General features: G+C 42.4%; 16 protein-coding genes. 11 read left to right on the top strand and 5 right to left on the bottom strand.

The window, feature by feature from the left end; translation table 11 throughout:
• Positions 1 to 50: 50 nt before the first annotated feature.
• The gene (locus tag ACE1EF_RS07605) at positions 51 to 758 is read right to left on the bottom strand and encodes an ABC transporter ATP-binding protein (protein WP_375720038.1); all 708 of its coding nucleotides are present in this window, start codon (positions 756 to 758) and stop codon (positions 51 to 53) included.
• 135 nt (positions 759 to 893) lie between these two features.
• Here ACE1EF_RS07605 and ACE1EF_RS07600 point away from each other — a divergent pair, with 135 nt between their 5' ends.
• Positions 894 to 2057 (top strand): ATP-binding protein, encoded by a 1164-nt coding sequence (locus tag ACE1EF_RS07600; RefSeq protein WP_375720037.1) that lies wholly within the window; start codon positions 894 to 896, stop codon positions 2055 to 2057.
• Positions 2058 to 2119: 62 nt separating this feature from the next.
• On the opposite strand, the gene ACE1EF_RS07595 is transcribed toward ACE1EF_RS07600, so the two are convergent.
• A complete protein-coding gene (locus ACE1EF_RS07595) occupies positions 2120 to 2818 on the bottom strand; it encodes an ABC transporter ATP-binding protein (RefSeq protein ID WP_375720036.1) in 699 nt (232 codons plus the stop codon).
• A gap of 410 nt (positions 2819 to 3228) precedes the next feature.
• On the opposite strand from ACE1EF_RS07595, the gene ACE1EF_RS07590 reads away from it, so the two are divergent.
• From ACE1EF_RS07590 to ACE1EF_RS07555, 8 genes are all read left to right on the top strand, one after another.
• Positions 3229 to 4602, top strand: a complete 1374-nt coding sequence (locus ACE1EF_RS07590) for a sigma-54-dependent transcriptional regulator (protein WP_375720035.1) — start codon at positions 3229 to 3231, stop codon at positions 4600 to 4602.
• The gene (locus ACE1EF_RS07585) at positions 4592 to 5944 is read left to right on the top strand and encodes a sensor histidine kinase (RefSeq protein ID WP_375720034.1); all 1353 of its coding nucleotides are present in this window, start codon (positions 4592 to 4594) and stop codon (positions 5942 to 5944) included. The genes ACE1EF_RS07590 and ACE1EF_RS07585 overlap by 11 nt, the downstream gene beginning before the upstream one ends.
• A gap of 76 nt (positions 5945 to 6020) precedes the next feature.
• Positions 6021 to 6788: a hypothetical protein gene (locus tag ACE1EF_RS07580; RefSeq protein ID WP_375720033.1), complete on the top strand. Its 768-nt coding sequence runs from the start codon at positions 6021 to 6023 to the stop codon at positions 6786 to 6788.
• A gap of 103 nt (positions 6789 to 6891) precedes the next feature.
• Positions 6892 to 7431: an RNA polymerase sigma factor gene (locus ACE1EF_RS07575; protein ID WP_375720032.1), complete on the top strand. Its 540-nt coding sequence runs from the start codon at positions 6892 to 6894 to the stop codon at positions 7429 to 7431.
• Positions 7421 to 8167, top strand: a complete 747-nt coding sequence (locus ACE1EF_RS07570) for a tetratricopeptide repeat protein (protein ID WP_375720031.1) — start codon at positions 7421 to 7423, stop codon at positions 8165 to 8167. Before ACE1EF_RS07575 ends, ACE1EF_RS07570 begins: the two co-directional genes overlap by 11 nt.
• Entirely contained in the window at positions 8164 to 11340 is a 3177-nt protein-coding gene (locus tag ACE1EF_RS07565; RefSeq protein ID WP_375720030.1) for a CHAT domain-containing protein, read from the top strand. Before ACE1EF_RS07570 ends, ACE1EF_RS07565 begins: the two co-directional genes overlap by 4 nt.
• A 73-nt stretch (positions 11341 to 11413) precedes the next feature.
• Positions 11414 to 11854, top strand: a complete 441-nt coding sequence (locus ACE1EF_RS07560) for a hypothetical protein (protein ID WP_375720029.1) — start codon at positions 11414 to 11416, stop codon at positions 11852 to 11854.
• Positions 11855 to 11899: 45 nt separating this feature from the next.
• A complete protein-coding gene (locus ACE1EF_RS07555) occupies positions 11900 to 13111 on the top strand; it encodes a PorV/PorQ family protein (protein WP_375720028.1) in 1212 nt (403 codons plus the stop codon).
• Here the strand turns inward: ACE1EF_RS07555 and dxs are convergent.
• The 3 genes from dxs to rseP form a co-directional block, all read right to left on the bottom strand.
• Complete coding sequence (dxs, locus tag ACE1EF_RS07550; RefSeq protein ID WP_375720027.1) at positions 13098 to 14999, bottom strand: 1-deoxy-D-xylulose-5-phosphate synthase; 1902 nt, start codon at positions 14997 to 14999, stop codon at positions 13098 to 13100. The genes ACE1EF_RS07555 and dxs overlap by 14 nt on opposite strands.
• Positions 15000 to 15082: 83 nt before the next feature.
• Positions 15083 to 15295, bottom strand: a complete 213-nt coding sequence (locus ACE1EF_RS07545; RefSeq protein WP_375720026.1) for a Sec-independent protein translocase subunit TatA/TatB — start codon at positions 15293 to 15295, stop codon at positions 15083 to 15085.
• 36 nt (positions 15296 to 15331) lie between these two features.
• Positions 15332 to 16654, bottom strand: a complete 1323-nt coding sequence (gene rseP / locus ACE1EF_RS07540) for an RIP metalloprotease RseP (protein ID WP_375720025.1) — start codon at positions 16652 to 16654, stop codon at positions 15332 to 15334.
• 316 nt (positions 16655 to 16970) lie between these two features.
• Here rseP and ACE1EF_RS07535 point away from each other — a divergent pair, with 316 nt between their 5' ends.
• Together ACE1EF_RS07535 and ACE1EF_RS07530 are read left to right on the top strand one after the other, a co-directional pair.
• On the top strand, positions 16971 to 18341 hold the full coding sequence (locus ACE1EF_RS07535; RefSeq protein WP_375720024.1) for a sodium-dependent transporter: 1371 nt from the start codon (positions 16971 to 16973) through the stop codon (positions 18339 to 18341).
• Positions 18338 to 19033, top strand: a complete 696-nt coding sequence (locus tag ACE1EF_RS07530; protein ID WP_375720023.1) for a queuosine precursor transporter — start codon at positions 18338 to 18340, stop codon at positions 19031 to 19033. Before ACE1EF_RS07535 ends, ACE1EF_RS07530 begins: the two co-directional genes overlap by 4 nt.
• The last annotated feature ends 228 nt before the right edge of the window (positions 19034 to 19261 follow it).

Here is a 19261-nt window from a genome sequence, read left to right as displayed (position 1 = left end):
TTTTCGTTTAACTGTTGGCAGTTACACAACAGATTAATATAACGTGACTTTTATTCTGCACCTGCGATTATTGTTTCTTTTGGCACCGCTTCGTCACTTTTTATCATCCCGTCAGCAATTCTGATAATGCGTTTCCCATAGTTGGCAAAGTCTTCGTTATGGGTAACCTGGATGATGGTAATGCCATCTTCTTCGTTCAGTTTTTTCAGTAATTCCATAATCTGTCTTCCCTGTTCGGAATGCAGGTTTCCTGTCGGTTCATCGGCAAGCAGCAGTTTGGGCTTTCCGACAATGGCACGTGCAATGCCTACCAGTTGTTGTTGTCCACCTGAAAGTTGTTGCGGAAACAGATCTTTTTTAGCCACCATGTTGAACCGGTCCAGCATATCGGCTACCATGGCCTTCCGCTCTTTGGCCTTCACACCTTTATATATAAGGGGTGTTTCAATGTTTTCATAAACCGTCATCTCATCAATCAGGTGAAAGGCCTGAAAAATGAAGCCCACATAATTCCGGTGAAATTCCACTTTCTTTTTTTCTTTCAGGGTATGTGCCGGTTGATCCAGGAAGAAATATTCACCTTCACTGGGTTGATCCAGCATGCCGATTATATTTAACAGGGTCGATTTGCCTGCTCCACTGGGGCCCATAATGGTTAAAAATTCGCCCTCGTTAATGGTCAATGAGACGTCTTTCAACACAAACGTGCGTTGAAACTTGTTGTCGTAGTACTTGTAAAGCTTGTTAAGTTGTATCATTTTATTAAAGTTAATTTCTATGTATCCATGAAAATTTAAAATGCAATTTTAGAATTTCATGGAAAAATTAGTATATTTACCATGAAAATTTAAATATAACTTTTGTAATTCTATCAATATTACACTATTAAGGATATGATAAACAGAAGAATATTAAGTGAGATACTTGATTCGTTGAGTTATTTCCCTGTTGTTTCGATTATTGGTCCACGGCAGGTTGGAAAAACTACTCTGGCAAAGCAGCTTATGGATCAAGTTGAAAAACCAGGCATCTATCTTGATCTGGAAATTCAGTCTGATTTGTTTAAACTGAATGATCCGGAGTTATTCTTATCCAATCATTCCAACCATCTTGTCGTCATAGATGAAGTCCAGCATAAAAAGGAGCTTTATCCGTTGATTAGAGGCCTGGTAGATCAGGATCGCAAACCGGCACGTTTTCTTTTACTTGGGTCTGCTTCGCCTGAACTGATTCGGCATTCATCCGAGTCTCTGGCCGGTCGCATTGCTTATCATCGCCTGTTCCCTTTTGATTTAACCGAAGTTGCAGAATCCGTCAGTCAAAATGATCTGTGGATTAAAGGAGGATTTCCAAATGCGCTTTTCCCTCCAAAACCAGAACTGAGTCAGCGATGGATGGAAAACTTTATTGATACCTACCTTAACAGGGATTTGCTGCAACTTGGACTTAGTGCTTCTCCAAGGGTAATCCGCGATTTGTGGACAATGATGGCTCATCTCAATGGCCAGTTACTAAATGCGACAACAATCGGAAAATCGCTTGGGATAACAACGCCAACAGTAAAGCGATATATAGACTTTCTGGAAGATGCTTTTTTACTAAAAAGTCTCCAACCCTTTCACTGGAATATTTCTAAGCGTCTGGTAAAAACACCCAAGGTTTATTTAACCGATACAGGAATACTGCACCATTTACTGGGAATAAAAGATTTCTTTTCATTATCAGGAAATCCTGTAATTGGCAATTCCTGGGAAGCCTTTGTATTTAATCAGGTATATGCTGTTAGACCAGATGGTACAGGTATTTATTTTTATCGTACGCATCAGGGCACAGAAGTTGATTTGGTTTTTACACGTGGGCTTGCTGTAATAGCAACAGCAGAAATCAAGTATTCTAATTCACCGAAACTGACTAAAGGCAATTTTCAGGCTTTTGAGGACCTGAAATCTCCAATGAATTTTGTTATTACACCATCTTCTGATGATTATCTTATCAAAGAACGTATCAGGGTATGTTCCCTTAGTGATTTTATTTATAATTATTTATCAAAATTTTAACCATTTGTTATTCAGTGTCTCACTTAAAAGTCAGGCCCTGAGTGCTTGTATTGTAGTCTGTACTACAGCAACACATCGCCCAGTTGTTTTTTAACTTCTTCGGTTATGATTTGTCCGTCGAACAGATTTACTACGCGGTGGGCAAATTCTGAATCATGCAGAGAGTGTGTAACCATAATAATGGTTGTGCCTTCCCTGTTAAGTTCAGTGAGCAGGTTCATTACTTCCAGTCCGTTTTTGGAGTCGAGGTTACCGGTCGGTTCATCGGCAAGGATTAATTTTGGGTTTGCGACAACTGCACGGGCTATAGCCACACGTTGTTGCTGACCACCGGATAACTGTTGCGGAAAATGCTTGGCACGATGCGAGATTTTCATCCGGTTCAGCACTTTCTCTACCATTTCTTTGCGTTCCCTGGCTTTTAATTTCAGGTAGATAAGTGGCAGTTCTACGTTTTCATACACGTTCAGTTCATCGATAAGGTTAAAACTCTGAAATACGAAACCGATGTTCCCCTTGCGCAACTGTGTCCGGTTACGTTCTTTCAGCTTACCAACTTCTTCTCCATCGAAAAAATATTCTCCTTCACTTGGGTTATCCAGCAGGCCGATGATGTTCAATAAGGTGGATTTTCCACAGCCTGAAGGACCCATAACGGCAACAAATTCACCTTTTTCCACCTCAAAATTGACGGCGTCCAGTGCCAGGGTTTCAATATCTTCAGTCCTGAATATTTTTGAAAGATTTTTCGTTTTAATCATGTCGTTTTAATTTGGGCGTGTTTATTTTTTAGTTGCAATAGTCTAATCGTTATACTTTATTTTATCCGATCCGGTAACCGTCTGCGATCAGATAGTAATTGTTTGTTTGCTAATCCTGTGCCATAGTTCTAAGTTGCATAAATATAGCACTTTACAATAGAATAGTTGCCTGGGGTGTCAAATTTATTTACATAGAGTGCCAATTATTTATACAAACAGCCAATAGGTTTGCACCGGGATTTTATTTTTCTCAAAAGAACTGGTCTGTAAAAGATATTGACAAATGTGTAAAATATTTTTACACATGAAAAATAAGCATTAACTTTAACAGTCTGATATGATGCATTTTATTTGCCATATTAAATTTGGATTGATTTTAGCTTATAAGTTCCGGTTAACCGGTATTAATTATGACCCCGTTCAAAAAAGCAAACATACTGATTGTTGATGATAACAAAAGCATTCTAAGTGCGATAGAACTCTTGTTTAAAGGGAGATGTAATAAAGTCAGGACCTTGTCTTCACCGAATATGTTATTAAATGAATTGCAAAATGAAGCTTATGATGTGTTGTTGCTGGATATGAATTTTACGGCGGGGATAAATACGGGAAACGAAGGTATATATTGGTTACAGCGTGTTTTGGAGCTTAATCCGTCGGTGAGTGTGGTGATGATAACAGCATACGGAGATGTTGAACTGGCTGTAAAGGCAATCCGCATGGGAGCGACCGACTTTGTACTTAAACCCTGGGAAAATGAAAAAATGCTGGCTACCGTTGAATCGGCTTTCAGACTGAGTCAGTCAAAAAATGAAATAAACAAGCTTACCCGCAGACAGGATCAGCTGGTGGAAGAACTGAATAATAACCACCGGGAACTCATCGGAAATTCGCAGGCCTGGCTCAGCATACTGACCCTGGTTGGTAAGGTTGCAGCAACAAATGCCAATGTTCTGATTACAGGTGAAAACGGAACCGGAAAGGAGTTGATTGCCCGGGAGATTCATCGTCTGTCGCAACGGAGAAACAAAATTATGGTGACGGTGGATATGGGATCTATTTCCGAAACACTGTTCGAAAGTGAGCTGTTTGGGCATAAAAAAGGATCTTTTACCGATGCACATGCCGAACGTACCGGGAAAATTGAAACAGCAGGCGAAGGCACACTTTTTCTGGATGAAATAGGTAATCTTCCGCTTGCCATGCAGGCCAAATTATTATCCGTACTCCAAAACAGAAAAGTGACAAAACTTGGGGACAACAAGCCGGTTGACATCGATATCCGGCTGATTTGTGCCACCAACTGTAATCTTACCCAAATGGTAAATGAAGGAACATTCCGTGAAGATCTGCTCTACAGAATCAATACAATACAGATTGAATTACCGCCACTGAGGGAGCGACTGTCTGATATTCCGGAACTGGCCGCATTTTTTCTGGAAAAATATGCCCGTAAATATAATAAGCAGGGACTTCGTATCTCTTCATCTGCCATGGATAAGCTTACACGGTATTCGTGGCCCGGCAATGTAAGAGAACTTCAACATGCGGTTGAACGGGCAGTAATCCTTTGCGATCAACCGGAAATAGGAGCAGGCGATTTTATGTTTAAATCCGAAGAGCTGAACCGCAATGTAGATTATGAGGGAACGCTTGAAGACATGGAAAAGCGGCTTATTCAACGTGCTATAGATGCACAGAACGGAAACATGACAGCCGTAGCCGGTCAGCTGGGAATAACCAGGCAGACGCTTTATAATAAAATCAAACGGTATGGCTTATAAACGGTACAACCGGGTGCTGTTCTTCAGGGTTCTTTTATTGATCCTTTTAACCGCTGCGACAGGTTATGCTTTGGGTTCCGGTATGTCCTGGATGTATATCGCCGGCCTAACCGTTCTGGTGTTGTTAAGTGTTGCCGGTCTGATCGGTTTTATCAACACAACCAACAAGCAGATTACGTATTTTATTCAGGCCGTAAAAAACGAAGATACCACACTTCGCTTTCCTCCTGAAACCGGAAATAAAATTATAAATGAATTGCATGAAACCCTGAATGAACTTAATATTATTCTGCAGCAGACCAAACAGGAGAGCCGGATTAAAGAGCGCTATTTCAGTGAAATTCTGCAAAACATTGCCACAGGAGTGATGGTAGTCAGTGAGAAAGGCTTTATTACAGATGTCAACAGTGCCGTATTGGAGTTGACCGGACTACAGACACTGACTCACCTGTCACAGTTAAGCCGTCTGGATCAAAGATTTAAGGAGGACTTGGATAAGGTTGAAAACGGGCAGAAAAAGATGCTGACTTTTAACAGGGGGAATGAGCAGTTGCAGGTCATTGCACGCTGTTCTGAAATTAGCCTGAAGCATGAAAAAATCCGCTTGATTACTATACAGGATATCAGAGGGGAACTGGAGCGAAAGGAAATTGATTCCTGGGTAAAGCTGATCCGCGTACTCAGTCACGAAATTATGAATACCCTGGCTCCCGTTACATCCATAGCTCAGACGCTGAAAGGAATATGGAAGGAAAAAGTTAATACTGAGAAAAGCCCGGTTGATGAAGATGACATCAAAAGCACCATTGGCGGACTGGATGTAATAGGTGAAAGAGGGGAGGCACTGATTCGTTTTGTGCAGTCGTACCGTGCATTGACCCGTGCACCAGAACCCAAGCCTGATGTAATAGAATGTCATAACTTCTCGGACCGTCTAAAAATCCTGATTTCACCCCTGAAGGATAACTTCAAAGGCGAGATTACGTTTAAATCACCAGCAGCAGACTTTATGTTTACAGCCGATGAACAGATGATGGTTCAGGTGGTCATAAACCTGGTTAAAAACGCGATAGAAGCACTATCCTCTGTGCCTGACCCTGAAATTGAAATCAGTTGCAACAACACATCAGGATCAACGGAAATTATTGTATCGGATAATGGCCCCGGTATTCCATCAGAGATTCTGGATGAAATATTTATACCCTTTTTTACCACCAAAGAAAACGGATCCGGTATTGGCTTAAGCCTTTCACGACAAATTATGCGTCTGCATGGTGGAACACTGAAAGTAAATTCGACTCCCGAAACCGGTACAACGTTTACAATGGTGATACCTTCTTAACTCCTTTTAAAAATTTAGTGCTCTTATTTTGATGACACTTTTGCGTTCATCCGATGTATGAATAAAGTGCATGAATATGAGCTTCAAATACGTTGGTATTAGCATCCTTCTTTTAGCATTCTGGGGATGTAAGAAACCTCAGAGTGAGCAGGAAGCATTCAAAAGTGTGAAATCCACCTGTGAAGATATTACGGGGGTAAAAGGGTTATACTGGGATCTGGCAAACGGTGTGGCACGCGGAGATATTCCGGGCGGTGTGCCGGTTATTGCAAATCCTGATCCGAACATTTTCATATATACTGAATGGCCATTGCTTAGTGTTCAGTTTCCGGTTGGATACAGAGCTGATAAGCTGGGAGATGGCAATCCCAGTCTCATTGGTGTGGATGTGATCCGGAACGACAACATGGTGGTCTGGCGGTATTATAATAATATTTTTTCGGGTCAGCTGACCACAACGGACGTACTGCGTGCCGAGATCAACAATTTTTTAAACGGTTTTGGATTTACAGCGGATCAGATACAGATTGACTGCACCAATGGTCCTAAGACCCAACCGATCACATCGAGTTTATTTACAGGCTTCGAAAGCCGGCTGATCCAGGTTGGCGATATGACTGCCCAGTTTACAGCAAATGTTACCTATGCATCCGATTTGAATACTTCGTTTTATCATGCACAGGTGAGTTTTGCGCCAACCGGAGAATATGAAACCACAGTAATGGACGTTTTTCTACCCATTCACTGGCAACTTCTGGTTACCGATAAGGATTTTCAGGATTCTGACGGAGATGGGGTTATTGATAAAAATGACCGTGCGCCTTTTAACCCATCAATACAATAGCAGGAGAGGAAATTCTGACAATGGATTATAAATGAAATAATTCGGGTAAAACAATTGCGATGACATAGCTGTTTTAAGGTAAATTAACAGAAAGTTATCTGCGATGTCTTCCCGGGAATTGATTGAAGGTTTTAAAAATAATGCGACACATATCTTAAGCACGATATACAGCAGTCAGTACATAAAACTGGAGCGGTATGTACTGGCGAATAACGGTAACAGTGAGCAGGCCAAGGATATTTTCCAGGAGGCTTTTGTCGCACTGTGGAGGAATATCAGAGAAGACAGATTTGTTCCTGGAAGTGAGTCGGAGGTCAATGGTTACCTGTACCGCATTGCAAAAAACAAATGGCTGGATTATTTGCGTTCAGTTGGATATAAAAAGAAAACAGCTCTGGAAAACCAGCATGATGTGGCAGAAGAAGCTGAAGGAGATAAGGAACAAAAGTACAGGCTTGTTGAGCAGGGATTAAGGAAACTGGGTGAAAAATGCAGAGACATATTAAGCCGGTTTTATTTCAGAAAGCAGAGTATGGCTGATATAGCCGATGCTTTTGGTTGGACAGAAGCTTCTGCCCGTAACAATAAATACCGCTGCATTCAGCAGCTGCGGGAAAACCTGAATAGATTAAATGATGAATAAACCCCATAACATATCACAAAAAGAGTTTGAACAACTGGAACGCTATATCCTGAACCTTATGGATGAGGATGAGCGGCAAACGATGGATGCCGGAATCCAATCTGATGCGGTACTGAGGGATAAAGTCAATGAAATAAGACAATTGATGGAAGGTATACAGGAAGCGGAATTACGCGAAATAATGAATCAGTTTCATCAGGAAATTGAGAAGAACCGGTCATCGGGCAGGAAACGGACTGTTTTTCTTTTCAGCAGACCTTTCGCGGTGGCGGCCTCCGTTATTGTCATTCTGGCTTTATCAGTCTATCTGTTTATGAGACCCGACAGAAATCAACGTTTGTTTGCAGATTATTACCGCACCGATCCTGGCTTGGTTACTGCTATGAGCAGCAGCAATGCCGATTATGAATTTGATCGGGGCATGGTGGATTTCAAAACCGGCGATTATCAGGCTGCCATTAAACGCTGGCAACCGCTTTTAGACAGCCGGCCCGAAAGCGATACGCTGAATTATTTTATAGGATCCGCTTACCTGGCTGTCAGGGATGCGGGTTCAGCCATCCCGAAGCTTGAAAAAGTCGCAGAAGAAATGCATAGTGATTTCAGGAACGATGCCAGCTGGTACCTCGCCCTGGCATATCTGCTGAACAATCAAAACGAAAAAGCAATTAACATTCTCCAAAAGACCAGTCACCCCCGAAAGGATGAATTATTAAGAAAAATCGGGAATGAATGAAAACCCTTGCGGTCATATGTTTCTTATTTGTCACGTTATCAGGATTCTGTAATGTAGATGAGCAGTTGTCTGAACTTCAGAAGGCTGTATCAGAAAAGAATTACAGGACCGCACGTGTGTTGCTGCGGAGGGATACAATGGCACTGCGTGCACAGGGGAATTATCTTGAACTCAGTTATTTTATTTCCTATGCCGGCTTTATTGCAGATCATTTTGGTGAAAACGGTTCAAAAACCGTTGAAAACATGCGGGATTATATCCTGAACCATTCTCAAAATCTGCGTGATCAGCGTCAGGCCTGGCTTGAAATCCATACCTATTACCGGCGTATCGGCCAAAGCAGAAAAGCATACGATGCCAATGCCAGGGCACTCAAAATAAGTCAAAGCATCAAAGATATTGAACCGCGAGAACTGGCGATGATAGAACGTAACCTTGGCGTTCTTGCCAGTGATATGAACGAACCGGCACTGGCGAAATCCCATATTCTGAGAGCAGCCGGACAGTTTAAGCTGGATCCCAAAACTGATGACTCCGAAGAGCTGAATACCTTAAACAGTCTGGGAGCTATATACTGGTATGAGGCAAAGTACGATTCTGTGGCATATTACTGGTTACAGGCGCTGGCATTAATCGACAGCATGACCCCAACATTAACCAATCAGTATTATTACAGATCAATGCTTGAGGGGAACCTGTCAGCCCTGTATGATGTAATGGGTAAAACGCAGGAGAGTATTAATATCGCGAAACAGTCAATCGATCATATTCAGTATTTTACTGTTCATGCTAAAGACGATTCCAAATGGAACAGGGCAAATTTGTCGCTCTTTTATTCCGCCAATAATCTGGCTACGGTTTATCATGGTATCGGTAATTATGCTGAATCCCTGGAACTGCATCAGTATATTTACAATGAAAAGGTAAAGTATTATCCACCGGATCATCCTGAAATCTTTTTTACCGCCATACAGATCGGCATTTCGTATTATACGCTGCAACGCTTTAAGGAGGCCCGGAGCTGGCTGATGAAAGCGATAAATGGATATACCCAAAACGGTGAATCCTATCATAAAAATCTGGCTGATGCTTACAGTACTCTGGCCCTGGTCGCTGAACAGGAAAAGAATATATCTGAAGCTGATTCCTTTTACCATATCGCTGAAAAATATTACGAGGAAACATTCGGAGATAAGTTTGATTTTGTTTTTCTGAATTTCATTAAGAATGCCACAGTGTTTTATGCGCTTCACGGTGATCAGGATCATGCTCTTGCACTGGCACAAAAAGGACTGGATTATGTCTCTGCCGCTTATGGTAAAGTCTCCCTGGTCGGTTTTCGTCAGATGCTGAATGTCGGACAGGTATACTACAGCACGGACCAGTATATGAAGTCAAAACAGATTGCAGAGGAAAGTCTGGATATTCTGGATAAGCTACGCCGGGAAGCCTCGTCAGATCTCGATTCGGTCCGGATTAATTTCGACAAACCGGGAGCCATTCTGCTGAGGGCTAAATCGGCTTACCACCTTACAACGAATCGGAAAGTTGCTTTTCTCGACAGCATGTTGTATGAGTTAAACCAGGCCTATGCCATTCTGGAGAAGCGAAAAACCATTTATTCCGATCCGGATAATGTACAGGCCATGCTGTCGCAAAACCAGGATGCCATTGATTTTATGAAGGAGATACTGACGGAACTCTATGAAAAAACAGGTGAGGAAAAATACATCAATCAATTATTAAAACTGCAGGAGGAAACCGTCTATACTAAAATAAGATCGCATCTTAACCAGGTTGCAGGGATGCAGTTTTCGGGCCTGCCTGATTCTGTTTTGGTCCGTGAGAATAGCATCAAAACAAGGTTGAGCGACCTCCTGAATAATGAGGGAAACCTTTCGGAATATCTTTCGACGCTTAACCAGTGGGATGCTTTTCAGAAGAGGCTCAGGGACAGATACACCGATTATTACCGCTTACGCTATGCCGATATTTCCACAGCGGATATTAAACCGGAAGCATCAGCGCAGGTGATCCGCTATTTGTTTGTGGATTCCACGCTGCTTGCCATTGTTTTTCATGAGGGAAAGGAGGAGGTTTTCAGACTGTCTTTTGATCCCGCACTGGTAGAACAACTACCGGTTGTATGGAGCAATCCGACAGAAAGCGGCCGTATCTCTTACATGCTTTATCAGCAACTATGGGAACCGTTTGACAGCGTGCTGAACAAAGAGAGCGTACTGATTATTCCGGATGGAATACTGCATAATCTAAGCTTTGATCTGCTCACGGTGGAACCGGTTACGGATTTTAGTGCTTACAGCTCCAAAAGCCTTCTGGCAAGATATAACCTGTCATATCATTACAGCCTGTGGTTCTCTCATTTCAACCGGGCACAACAGTTTAATTCCAGCTATGCCGGGTTTGTCCCCGGATTTTCGGATCAGATGAAACAGAATTATGCACGTACAGTTCAGGATTCCACCCATATTGATAAAGCCTACCTGAGGCTTTTACCACAGCCGTTTACCGTAGCCTTATCAGAAGAAATCAGCCGGATGTTCAGTGGAGCAAGTTACCCATATGAACAATCAACCGTAAAGGAGTTCAGGGAACAGGCTTCGGGCAATAAAATTATTCATGTCGGTACACATGCTGAATCCAATAATGTCAGTCCGGTGTATTCACGTTTGATTTTTGCTAAAGATTCTGATCCGGTGCTCCAGGAAAATTCGCTCTTTGCCTACCAGATTTACGGAACGGATATGCATTCCAATCTCACTTTACTGACCGCATGCGAGACAGGTAAACCGCAATACAGACCGGGTGAGGGAATGATGTCGCTGGCGCATGCATTTCTTTATGCCGGATCCGAGAGCCTTTTGATCAGTCTGTGGAACCAGGATGAAAAAGCAGGGATGGAGATAACCGGTTCTTTTGTGAAGAACCTGGCAAAAGGACTGCCAAAAGATGAGGCATTACGCTATGCCAAACTAACTTACCTGGCACAGTCCAACAACCGGACACTCTCCCCTCAATACTGGGCAGGACTTGTAATCATTGGGAATTCTGATCCCGTTGCCGGTCTTAAAACCGGAATCCGGGTTTGGCAGATTGCCGGCGTTGCAGTCATCTTGTTTCTTCTCTTTTTACTTCTGTATAAGCGCCACTGATATCCTGATTATATTCTTTCACTCTTTGATGACATTTCACTTTTTATCCGATGTGTGTTAAAACCCGAAGGAGATGAGAAGTAAGATAACCGTCCTTTTTTGTGCAGTATTGGCAACCTTTGCGGTATCCTGCACGCAAACTTACAGACCGGTAAAAGAGGTCTTCAGCGTTCCGTTTCAGAGCAGGATAATCATAAGTGATAACGGTGATGGATCCGTTCATATTTCAGGACCTGTTCTGGAAGCCGGTTTTAATGCGCAAAGCAACGTGTCAGTATATGAACTTCGGATCGTAAGGGAGGATGGCTTAGAGGGCGATGCCTTTACTATTGCTGCTGATAAGCTGGTGCACAGGGATGGCCGGTTATTTTATGTAATCTCCGGATTGGCGAATTCAAATGGAATGGATATTCCTGAAGCTGACAAAGACAAAATGATTGAAATAATTCAGAATGATATGGATGATGTTAAAGTAAATTACAAGGCTCTGGAAGTCGGTGTATATCGTTACTGACAGTATTGTCAGAATATCATGTATTAACCCGTTAATCAACTGTATATGTTAAAGAATTTTATCGCATTGATGTGCATCACGTTATGTGCATCAACCGTTGCAAAAGCCCAGTACAAGTATTATGTTCCGACCCAGTACAATGGTATTTTTTATGGACAGCCAACCAGTACCAAAGCAACAGGAATGGGCCTGACTACGATTACCCAGGGAGGTATTGAAAACGCCGTGTATAATCCGGCCTCTCTCGGCGTTATTCATGAAAAATTTGAGTTTTACGACAGCTATGCCAGTGGTAACCAGGTGCGGTTGGGATCAAGTAACCGTTTTATCGGGTTGGCATACCGGATTAATGAAAAGATGGTGGCTGGCTTCAGCAGGATGCGCTATCTGGAAAAAAATACACCCTGGACCACAGTTATCGGAATACTTGATATGCCTGTGGATAAGCGTTCACAGCTGATGTATACCCTGAGTGGATCGTATAATCCAATGACAAACCTGTATGTTGGCGCTTCAGGTAACTGGCTGATAGAAAAATCGATAAATGATGTGACCACCAATAAGGTCTTTATTCTTTCTGTCGGTTCAGTGTATGACATGAATACAGACTGGATTAAATATGAAAACTTATCGGATCAGCGTATTCGTTTTGCCCTGAGTTTTGTGAACCTGTTAATGAAGAACCGCATAGAGCAGAGGTATGAAGAACACCTCAACTACAGGGATTTGCCTATTCATCTCACGCTGGGATCATCATACCACGGAACTTTACCTGTTGACTATTCCTTTGTAAAGCAATTTACCGGTTTTTTTAACAGCATGCCCGAAACTGTTGATTTGAGCTTTCATCTGCAGTTCAGGGAAACACTTCGGGGTCCTGAAAAAACAGTGGTCAACGGTAATTATGAAAGCAATACCTCTATTGGACTGGGAACGGAGGCCTTGTTTATGGATTTCTTTGCATTACGGCTTGGATATTTTTACGAAACTCGCCCTGATCAGGGGCCCGCAGACGGAGGTGGTTACTGGATGACGGATGATAAAAGAGGTTTGACCTTCGGTTATGGGTTTAAAGTACCGGTATATGAGCTGACAAAACAGAAAGTGCCTTTCAATGCCGATATTGATTTTGTGACATACCGTGTCTTAAATGAACTGGGAACAACTGTAACGGTGCCCTCTGTTTTTTCAGAAAACAACTTTCTCTTTTCCTTAGGAATCAAACTGACATGGGCGAATCAGGCTACTTTGGATTAGTCATTAATTCCTTAATGGCCTTTTTAATTCCTTTGGAGTCATAGCCGCAAATGTGGTGGAGTTCGGCCACAGAGCCATGCTCAATAAATTTATCAGGTACCCCAAGAAGTTTTATGCGTGGCGCATAACCGTTTCTGGCATTAAATTCCAGGATGGCAGAACCAAAGCCTCCTGTAATGGCGCCATCTTCCAGCGTAATGATTTTTGAGAAATGACGCATGATTTCATGCAGGAGTTTTTCATCCAGTGGTTTAACAAAGCGCATGTTATAAACCGCAACAGAAATACCGTCTTTCTCCAGCTTTTCTGCCAGAAATCTGGCTTTTATACCCAGTGGGCCAACAGAGAGAATAGCCAGGTCATTGCCTTCCTTAATGCACTCTCCCGTACCTATCTTAATGGGTTTCATGGGAAGTTCCCAGTCGGCATTAATCCCCTTTCCCCTTGGATAGCGGATTGCAAACGGTCCTGTATGATGGTTCAGGGCTGTAAACATCAGGTTGCGCAGTTCAACCTCATCCAGAGGAGACGAAATAACAAGGTTTGGCACACAACGCATGTAGGCCAGGTCAAAAACACCATGATGTGTGGCGCCATCTTCCCCAACCAGACCGCCGCGGTCAAGACAAAAGATAACATGCAGCTTCTGCAGGGCCACATCGTGAATCACCTGGTCGTAGGCCCGTTGCATAAAAGTGGAATAGATGTTACAAAAGGGTACGAAACCTTCTTTGGCCATTCCGGCAGAAAAAGTCACGGCATGCTGTTCTGCAATGCCAACATCATAAACCCTGTCGGGCATTTCCTGCATCATTATATCCAGGGATGAACCGGTGGTCATAGCCGGTGTAATACCTACTATGCGCTTATCAGCGCGCGCCAGTTCAAGAACGGTCTTTCCGAATACGTCCTGAAACTTGGGAGGTACACCCTCTTTAACATCTACAACACGTTCCCCGGTTATTTTATCGAACATTCCCGGGGCGTGCCATTCCGTTTGAGAATTCTCTGCCGGTTCAAAGCCCTTTCCTTTTTTGGTTTTAATATGTAAAACCTTTGGGCCTTTTATATTTTTCAGATCCTTCATTACTTCCGCCAAGTGTAAAACATCATGTCCGTCTACCGGACCAAAATAACGGATATTGAAGCCTTCAAAGATGTTGCCCTGTCGGGCTAAAATGGCTTTAATGGTGTTGTTTACCCGAACAATAACCTGTCTTCCTTCCTTTCCTACAACATGCATTTTAGAGAGTGCTTTCAGCATCTCGCTACGCATTTTATTGTACGTTTTAGAGGTTGATATATCCAGAAGATATTCAGTTATTCCACCTACATTGGGCGAGATGGCCATCTCATTATCGTTAAGAATAATAAGCAGGTTATTCGGGTTCACCGTGGCATTATTGAGTGCTTCGTAAGCCATACCACCGGTCAGTGCACCATCACCTATTACGGCTATTACATGTCGGTTATCGCCTTTTTTGCCTGAAGCGATGGCCATACCCAGAGCAGCCGAAATAGATGTTGAGGAGTGTCCGACACCGAAGGTATCGTATTCACTTTCAAAAATATTAGGGAAGCCGCTGATGCCGCCCAGTTTGCGATTAGTATGAAATTGTTCCCTTCTGCCGGTTAATATTTTATGTCCGTAAGCCTGATGGCCAACATCCCAGACAATGCGGTCGTCCGGGGTATTAAAAATATAGTGAAGGGCTACTGTAAGTTCTACAGTTCCGAGACTCGCACCAAAATGGCCCGGATTACACGAAACCACATCGATGATAAACTGGCGGAGTTCATCACACACCTCAGGTAAATCAGCCTTGTCCATCTTTCTCAGATCTGATGGAAAGTTGATCTTCTTTAAATGCCTGTAACCTCCGGTCATTGTACTAATTAATTAAAAAAATTTCCTGACCGGTTAAGAATCAGGAAAAGGTTCCCCTTACGGGGTATTGCTTGGTTAATAGATTATTTTTTTTCTTTTTCCTCAGGCTTACTGTCCTCTTTATTCATCTCTGAATCCATTTCGGATTTAGCCTTTTTGAATTCGTTCATTCCTTTACCCAATCCGCGCATCAGTTCAGGAATTTTTCGTCCGCCGAAAAGCAACAGTAATACAACTGCTATCAGAAGTATTTCCGGTATTCCGGGTGTAGAAATGAGAAATATTAAATTATTCATACCAATACTGAGTTTAATCAAACAAATTTAACCAATTTATTTAAACAGCCCTATGACATCGTTCATATTTGCATAAATAAGCAGGGAGAAGATAATCACCATTCCGGCAATCTGAGCATACTCTAAAAACTTCTCACTAGGCGTTCTTCCTGTAACCATTTCGTACAGCAAAATCACTACATGTCCTCCGTCAAGCGCAGGGATTGGCAGTAAATTCATTATGGCCAGGATGATGGACAGAAAAGCTGTCAAAGTCCAGAATGAATACCAGTCCCACACCGGCGGGAAAATAGACCCGATTTTTATGAATCCGCCAAGCTGTTTATAGGCTTTTGTCTCCGGTGCAAATATCAGTTTCAATTGTTTCAGGTAGTCTGTAATGGATTCAACGCCCTTGTTAAAACCAGCAGGGATAGACTCCAGGAATGTAAATTTTTGGGTTGAGAAGTCATAAAACTCTGACGGATGATGTGCATAAATGCCCAGTTTCCCTTCATCGGTAAGTGTTATATTAAATGTTTTTTGAACTCCATCCCGGTCAACAGTTATGCCAACGGTCTTTCCGGCATATTTCGCAAGGGAATCGGTGAACATATCGTAGAACGCCATCGGGTGTCCGTTAAATGCCACCAGTTTGTCTTCTGCTTTCATTCCAGCTTTTTGGGCCGGTGAGTCTTTTATAAAATCAGCGGCAACAAAAGGAGTACGCAGTTCGAACAGCATGGATTTATCATCACTGATCAGTTTTGCAAAATCGGCATTACTGATCGGCACTTCTATTGTTTTACCATCGCGTTCTACCGTTACATATTTGGCCTGATCCACTATTATGGTTGGTACTATTTTACTGAAACTCGGCACCTCTTCACCGTCAACGTTGATGATTTTATCACCGTCGCGGAATCCAATGTCGTAAGCAGTCTGGCTTACGGCCACGCCGTACTTCATATTCTGTGTGGGCAGGTACTGTTCACCCCATGTCCAGAGGACCATGGTATAGATAAAGAAGGCCAGAAGGACATTAAACAAGACACCTCCAATCATTATCAGCAGCCTTTGCCATGATGGCTTGCTTCTGAATTCATAGGGTTGTGGAGGTTGTTTCATCTGTTCCTTGTCCATAGACTCGTCAATCATTCCAGCTATTTTCACATAACCACCCAGCGGAAGCCATCCGATACCGTACTCTGTTTCACCAATTTTCTTTTTCCAGATGGCGAACCATGGATCAAAAAAGAGGCGGAATTTTTCTACACGGGTTTTAAAAATCCGGGCAAAAAGGAAGTGTCCGAATTCATGAATCATAACCAGTATAGAAAGACTGACAATGAGTTGGAGAGCTTGAATAAATATCGTCATTTAGTGTTCAAATTTTAAAAATCAGACAAATGTAAAACATTTTATCGACATACATATTGTACCCATTAAAACCAAACATTTATTAACATGTTCATTACCTGACTGAAAACCAGTGATAAAAAACGGATTTTTCGGATGAACTTCATTATAAGATATAGATCAGACCGTTGATTCAGGATCGGAATAAACAGGTGATAGAACCGGAAAAAAGAGAATCAGAAAAAGATTACCCTTAAAAATGCCCTTTAAATATGATGTTTTAAGATAATTATGCAATTTTGCAACCGGAACGTAAGGTAAAATAAATTCATATAACATGTCTGACAAAGGTAAGTCCCCGCGCGATTTATTTGGAAGTAAGCTGGGTGTGATTGCTGCGGCCGCCGGTTCTGCGGTTGGTTTGGGTAACATCTGGAAATTTCCCTACGAAGCCGGACAAAACGGAGGTGGTGCATTTCTTCTGGTGTATATTGGTTTTATCCTGGCCATAGGATTGCCGATTATGATTTCAGAATTTGTGATTGGCAGAAAATCCAGGGCCAACGCTGCCGGTGCATTTAAAAAACTGGCTCCGGGAAAACCCTGGTTTGTTGTCGGCTGGATGGGTGTTGGGGCTGCATTTATGATTCTGGCGTTTTATGGTGTTGTGGCAGGATGGACACTAGAATATATTAAAGAAGCCGTGACCAACTCCTTTGATGGGAAATCAACGCTGCAGCTCACAGAAAACTTTACAACATTTATGACGGATCCGGTACGTCCCATTATCTGGCAGGTGATTTTTATGTTACTCACCGGTGGTATTATTCTTGGAGGTGTTAAAAACGGGATAGAAAAATACACTAAAATACTGATGCCTTTACTTTTGATCATCATTATTGTGATGGGCATCAAATCCTTATCGCTGCCGGGCGGTGGTGACGGACTGAAGTTTCTGTTCTCTTTTCAGTTTGAAAAGATTAACTCATCAGTGCTTATCGAAGCTTTGGGACAGGCCTTTTTCTCTCTCAGCCTGGGGATGGGTGCTATCATCACTTACGGTTCATACGTTGACGGGCGATCAAATCTGACCCGTACGGCACTTCAGGTGACCTTTGTAGATACTTTGATTGCGGTTCTTGCCGGAGTGGCTATTTTCCCGGCTGTATTTGCATTTGGTATTGAACCATCGTTCGGCGAGGGACTTGTTTTTGTGGCGCTTCCCAGCATTTTTGAACAGATGAGTGGCGGTTACTTCTGGGGAATTCTGTTCTTTGTTCTGCTGGCTGTTGCAGCACTGACCTCAACCATTTCCCTGCTTGAGGTTATCGTAGCCTATTTGTCAGAAGAGTTTAAGATAAAGCGTAAAACTGCAACGATAACAGGAACCGTTATTGTTTCATTCCTGGGTGCATTGTGCTCGTTATCATTGGGTGCAGGTAGTGATATCCTCATCTTTGGTCAAAACTTTTTTGGTTTGCTTAATTTTACCGCATCAAATGTGTTATTGCCTCTTGGTGGTATGCTGATTGCCCTTTTTCTGGGCTGGCAGATTAAGCGCAACGATACCTACGAAGAGCTTTCGAACGGAGGGACCATTAAACTACGATTGTTCAGGGTATTCCTGGTGATCATTAAATTTATTGCACCAATCGCCATCGCGATGGTATTTTTGCATGAGATTGGATTGTTAAAGCTGAATGCATGAACGAACTGCTTTTTATCGGTTTTGTCCTTATTTTAATGGGCGTGAACCTGTATGCGTTTCGCAAGGGTATTACTTACATGTATATTCTGATTGCGGTTTACACCCTTATGATGAATATTTTTGTGGTGAAACAATTTAACCTGTTTGGTCTGGCTGTTACCGGGGGGAATGCGTTATACGGTGCCATCTTTTTACTGACAGACCTGCTATCAGAACATCATGGCGAAAAGCAGGCTGTAAAATCGGTGAAGATTGGATTTGGTGTCATGTTGCTGTTTGTGCTGTTTACACAGGTTTTAATATTGTTTGAACCGAACAGTTTTGACTACGCCGATGAAAGTGTCAGAACACTTTTTGCTGTCACACCGCGTATTTTAGCCGGATCGCTGCTGGCCTATTTTATTGCACAGCGCCTGGATATCTTTTTTTACAAGAAACTAAAGGAACTGACTAAAGGGAAATACCTTTTTATCCGTAACAACGGTTCAACCATGTTGTCACAACTGATAGACACTCTGATCTTTACTTCAGTTGGCCTAACGGCCTTTAGTTTTTTGCCGTTCGGCGGTGTAATAACGCCCGATATTTTCTGGCAGAATGTACTGTTCACCTATATCATCAAACTGATTGTGGCAGCGCTGGATACCCCTTTTCTTTACTTTAGTTACCGGTTAAAACCAGAAAGGAATTGAAGGCACGCGTTATTTTTAATTAAAAGGGTTTTGTATTAAAAACATTTATACTATTTTTGCCCCGCAAAATTATGGCGAGATAACTCAGTTGGTTAGAGCGTCCCGATCAAAATCGGGAAGGTCCTTAAGAACAACTGTTATTATATAAGAAGATATGGCGAGATAGCTCAGTTGGTTAGAGCGTCCCGATCAAAATCGGGAAGGTCCTTAAGAACAACTGTTATTATA

The organism is Quyinboa sediminis, assembly GCF_042219855.1.
In the GTDB taxonomy this organism is placed as follows: domain Bacteria; phylum Bacteroidota; class Bacteroidia; order Bacteroidales; family UBA5342; genus JBHJHP01.
The sequence above is the reverse complement of the archived record's forward strand: the minus strand, read 5'-3'. Positions and strand labels throughout refer to the sequence as shown.

Excerpts from the sequence above, each read along its gene's own strand:
- ACE1EF_RS07605 (WP_375720038.1), bottom strand. The coding sequence starts at position 758 with ATGATACAACTTAACAAGCTTTACAAGTACTACGACAACAAGTTTCAA.
- ACE1EF_RS07600 (WP_375720037.1), top strand. The coding sequence starts at position 894 with ATGATAAACAGAAGAATATTAAGTGAGATACTTGATTCGTTGAGTTAT.
- ACE1EF_RS07595 (WP_375720036.1), bottom strand. The coding sequence starts at position 2,818 with ATGATTAAAACGAAAAATCTTTCAAAAATATTCAGGACTGAAGATATT.
- ACE1EF_RS07590 (WP_375720035.1), top strand. The coding sequence starts at position 3,229 with ATGACCCCGTTCAAAAAAGCAAACATACTGATTGTTGATGATAACAAA.
- ACE1EF_RS07585 (WP_375720034.1), top strand. The coding sequence starts at position 4,592 with ATGGCTTATAAACGGTACAACCGGGTGCTGTTCTTCAGGGTTCTTTTA.
- ACE1EF_RS07580 (WP_375720033.1), top strand. The coding sequence starts at position 6,021 with ATGAGCTTCAAATACGTTGGTATTAGCATCCTTCTTTTAGCATTCTGG.
- ACE1EF_RS07575 (WP_375720032.1), top strand. The coding sequence starts at position 6,892 with ATGTCTTCCCGGGAATTGATTGAAGGTTTTAAAAATAATGCGACACAT.
- ACE1EF_RS07570 (WP_375720031.1), top strand. The coding sequence starts at position 7,421 with ATGATGAATAAACCCCATAACATATCACAAAAAGAGTTTGAACAACTG.
- ACE1EF_RS07565 (WP_375720030.1), top strand. The coding sequence starts at position 8,164 with ATGAAAACCCTTGCGGTCATATGTTTCTTATTTGTCACGTTATCAGGA.
- ACE1EF_RS07560 (WP_375720029.1), top strand. The coding sequence starts at position 11,414 with ATGAGAAGTAAGATAACCGTCCTTTTTTGTGCAGTATTGGCAACCTTT.
- ACE1EF_RS07555 (WP_375720028.1), top strand. The coding sequence starts at position 11,900 with ATGTTAAAGAATTTTATCGCATTGATGTGCATCACGTTATGTGCATCA.
- dxs (WP_375720027.1), bottom strand. The coding sequence starts at position 14,999 with ATGACCGGAGGTTACAGGCATTTAAAGAAGATCAACTTTCCATCAGAT.
- ACE1EF_RS07545 (WP_375720026.1), bottom strand. The coding sequence starts at position 15,295 with ATGAATAATTTAATATTTCTCATTTCTACACCCGGAATACCGGAAATA.
- rseP (WP_375720025.1), bottom strand. The coding sequence starts at position 16,654 with ATGACGATATTTATTCAAGCTCTCCAACTCATTGTCAGTCTTTCTATA.
- ACE1EF_RS07535 (WP_375720024.1), top strand. The coding sequence starts at position 16,971 with ATGTCTGACAAAGGTAAGTCCCCGCGCGATTTATTTGGAAGTAAGCTG.
- ACE1EF_RS07530 (WP_375720023.1), top strand. The coding sequence starts at position 18,338 with ATGAACGAACTGCTTTTTATCGGTTTTGTCCTTATTTTAATGGGCGTG.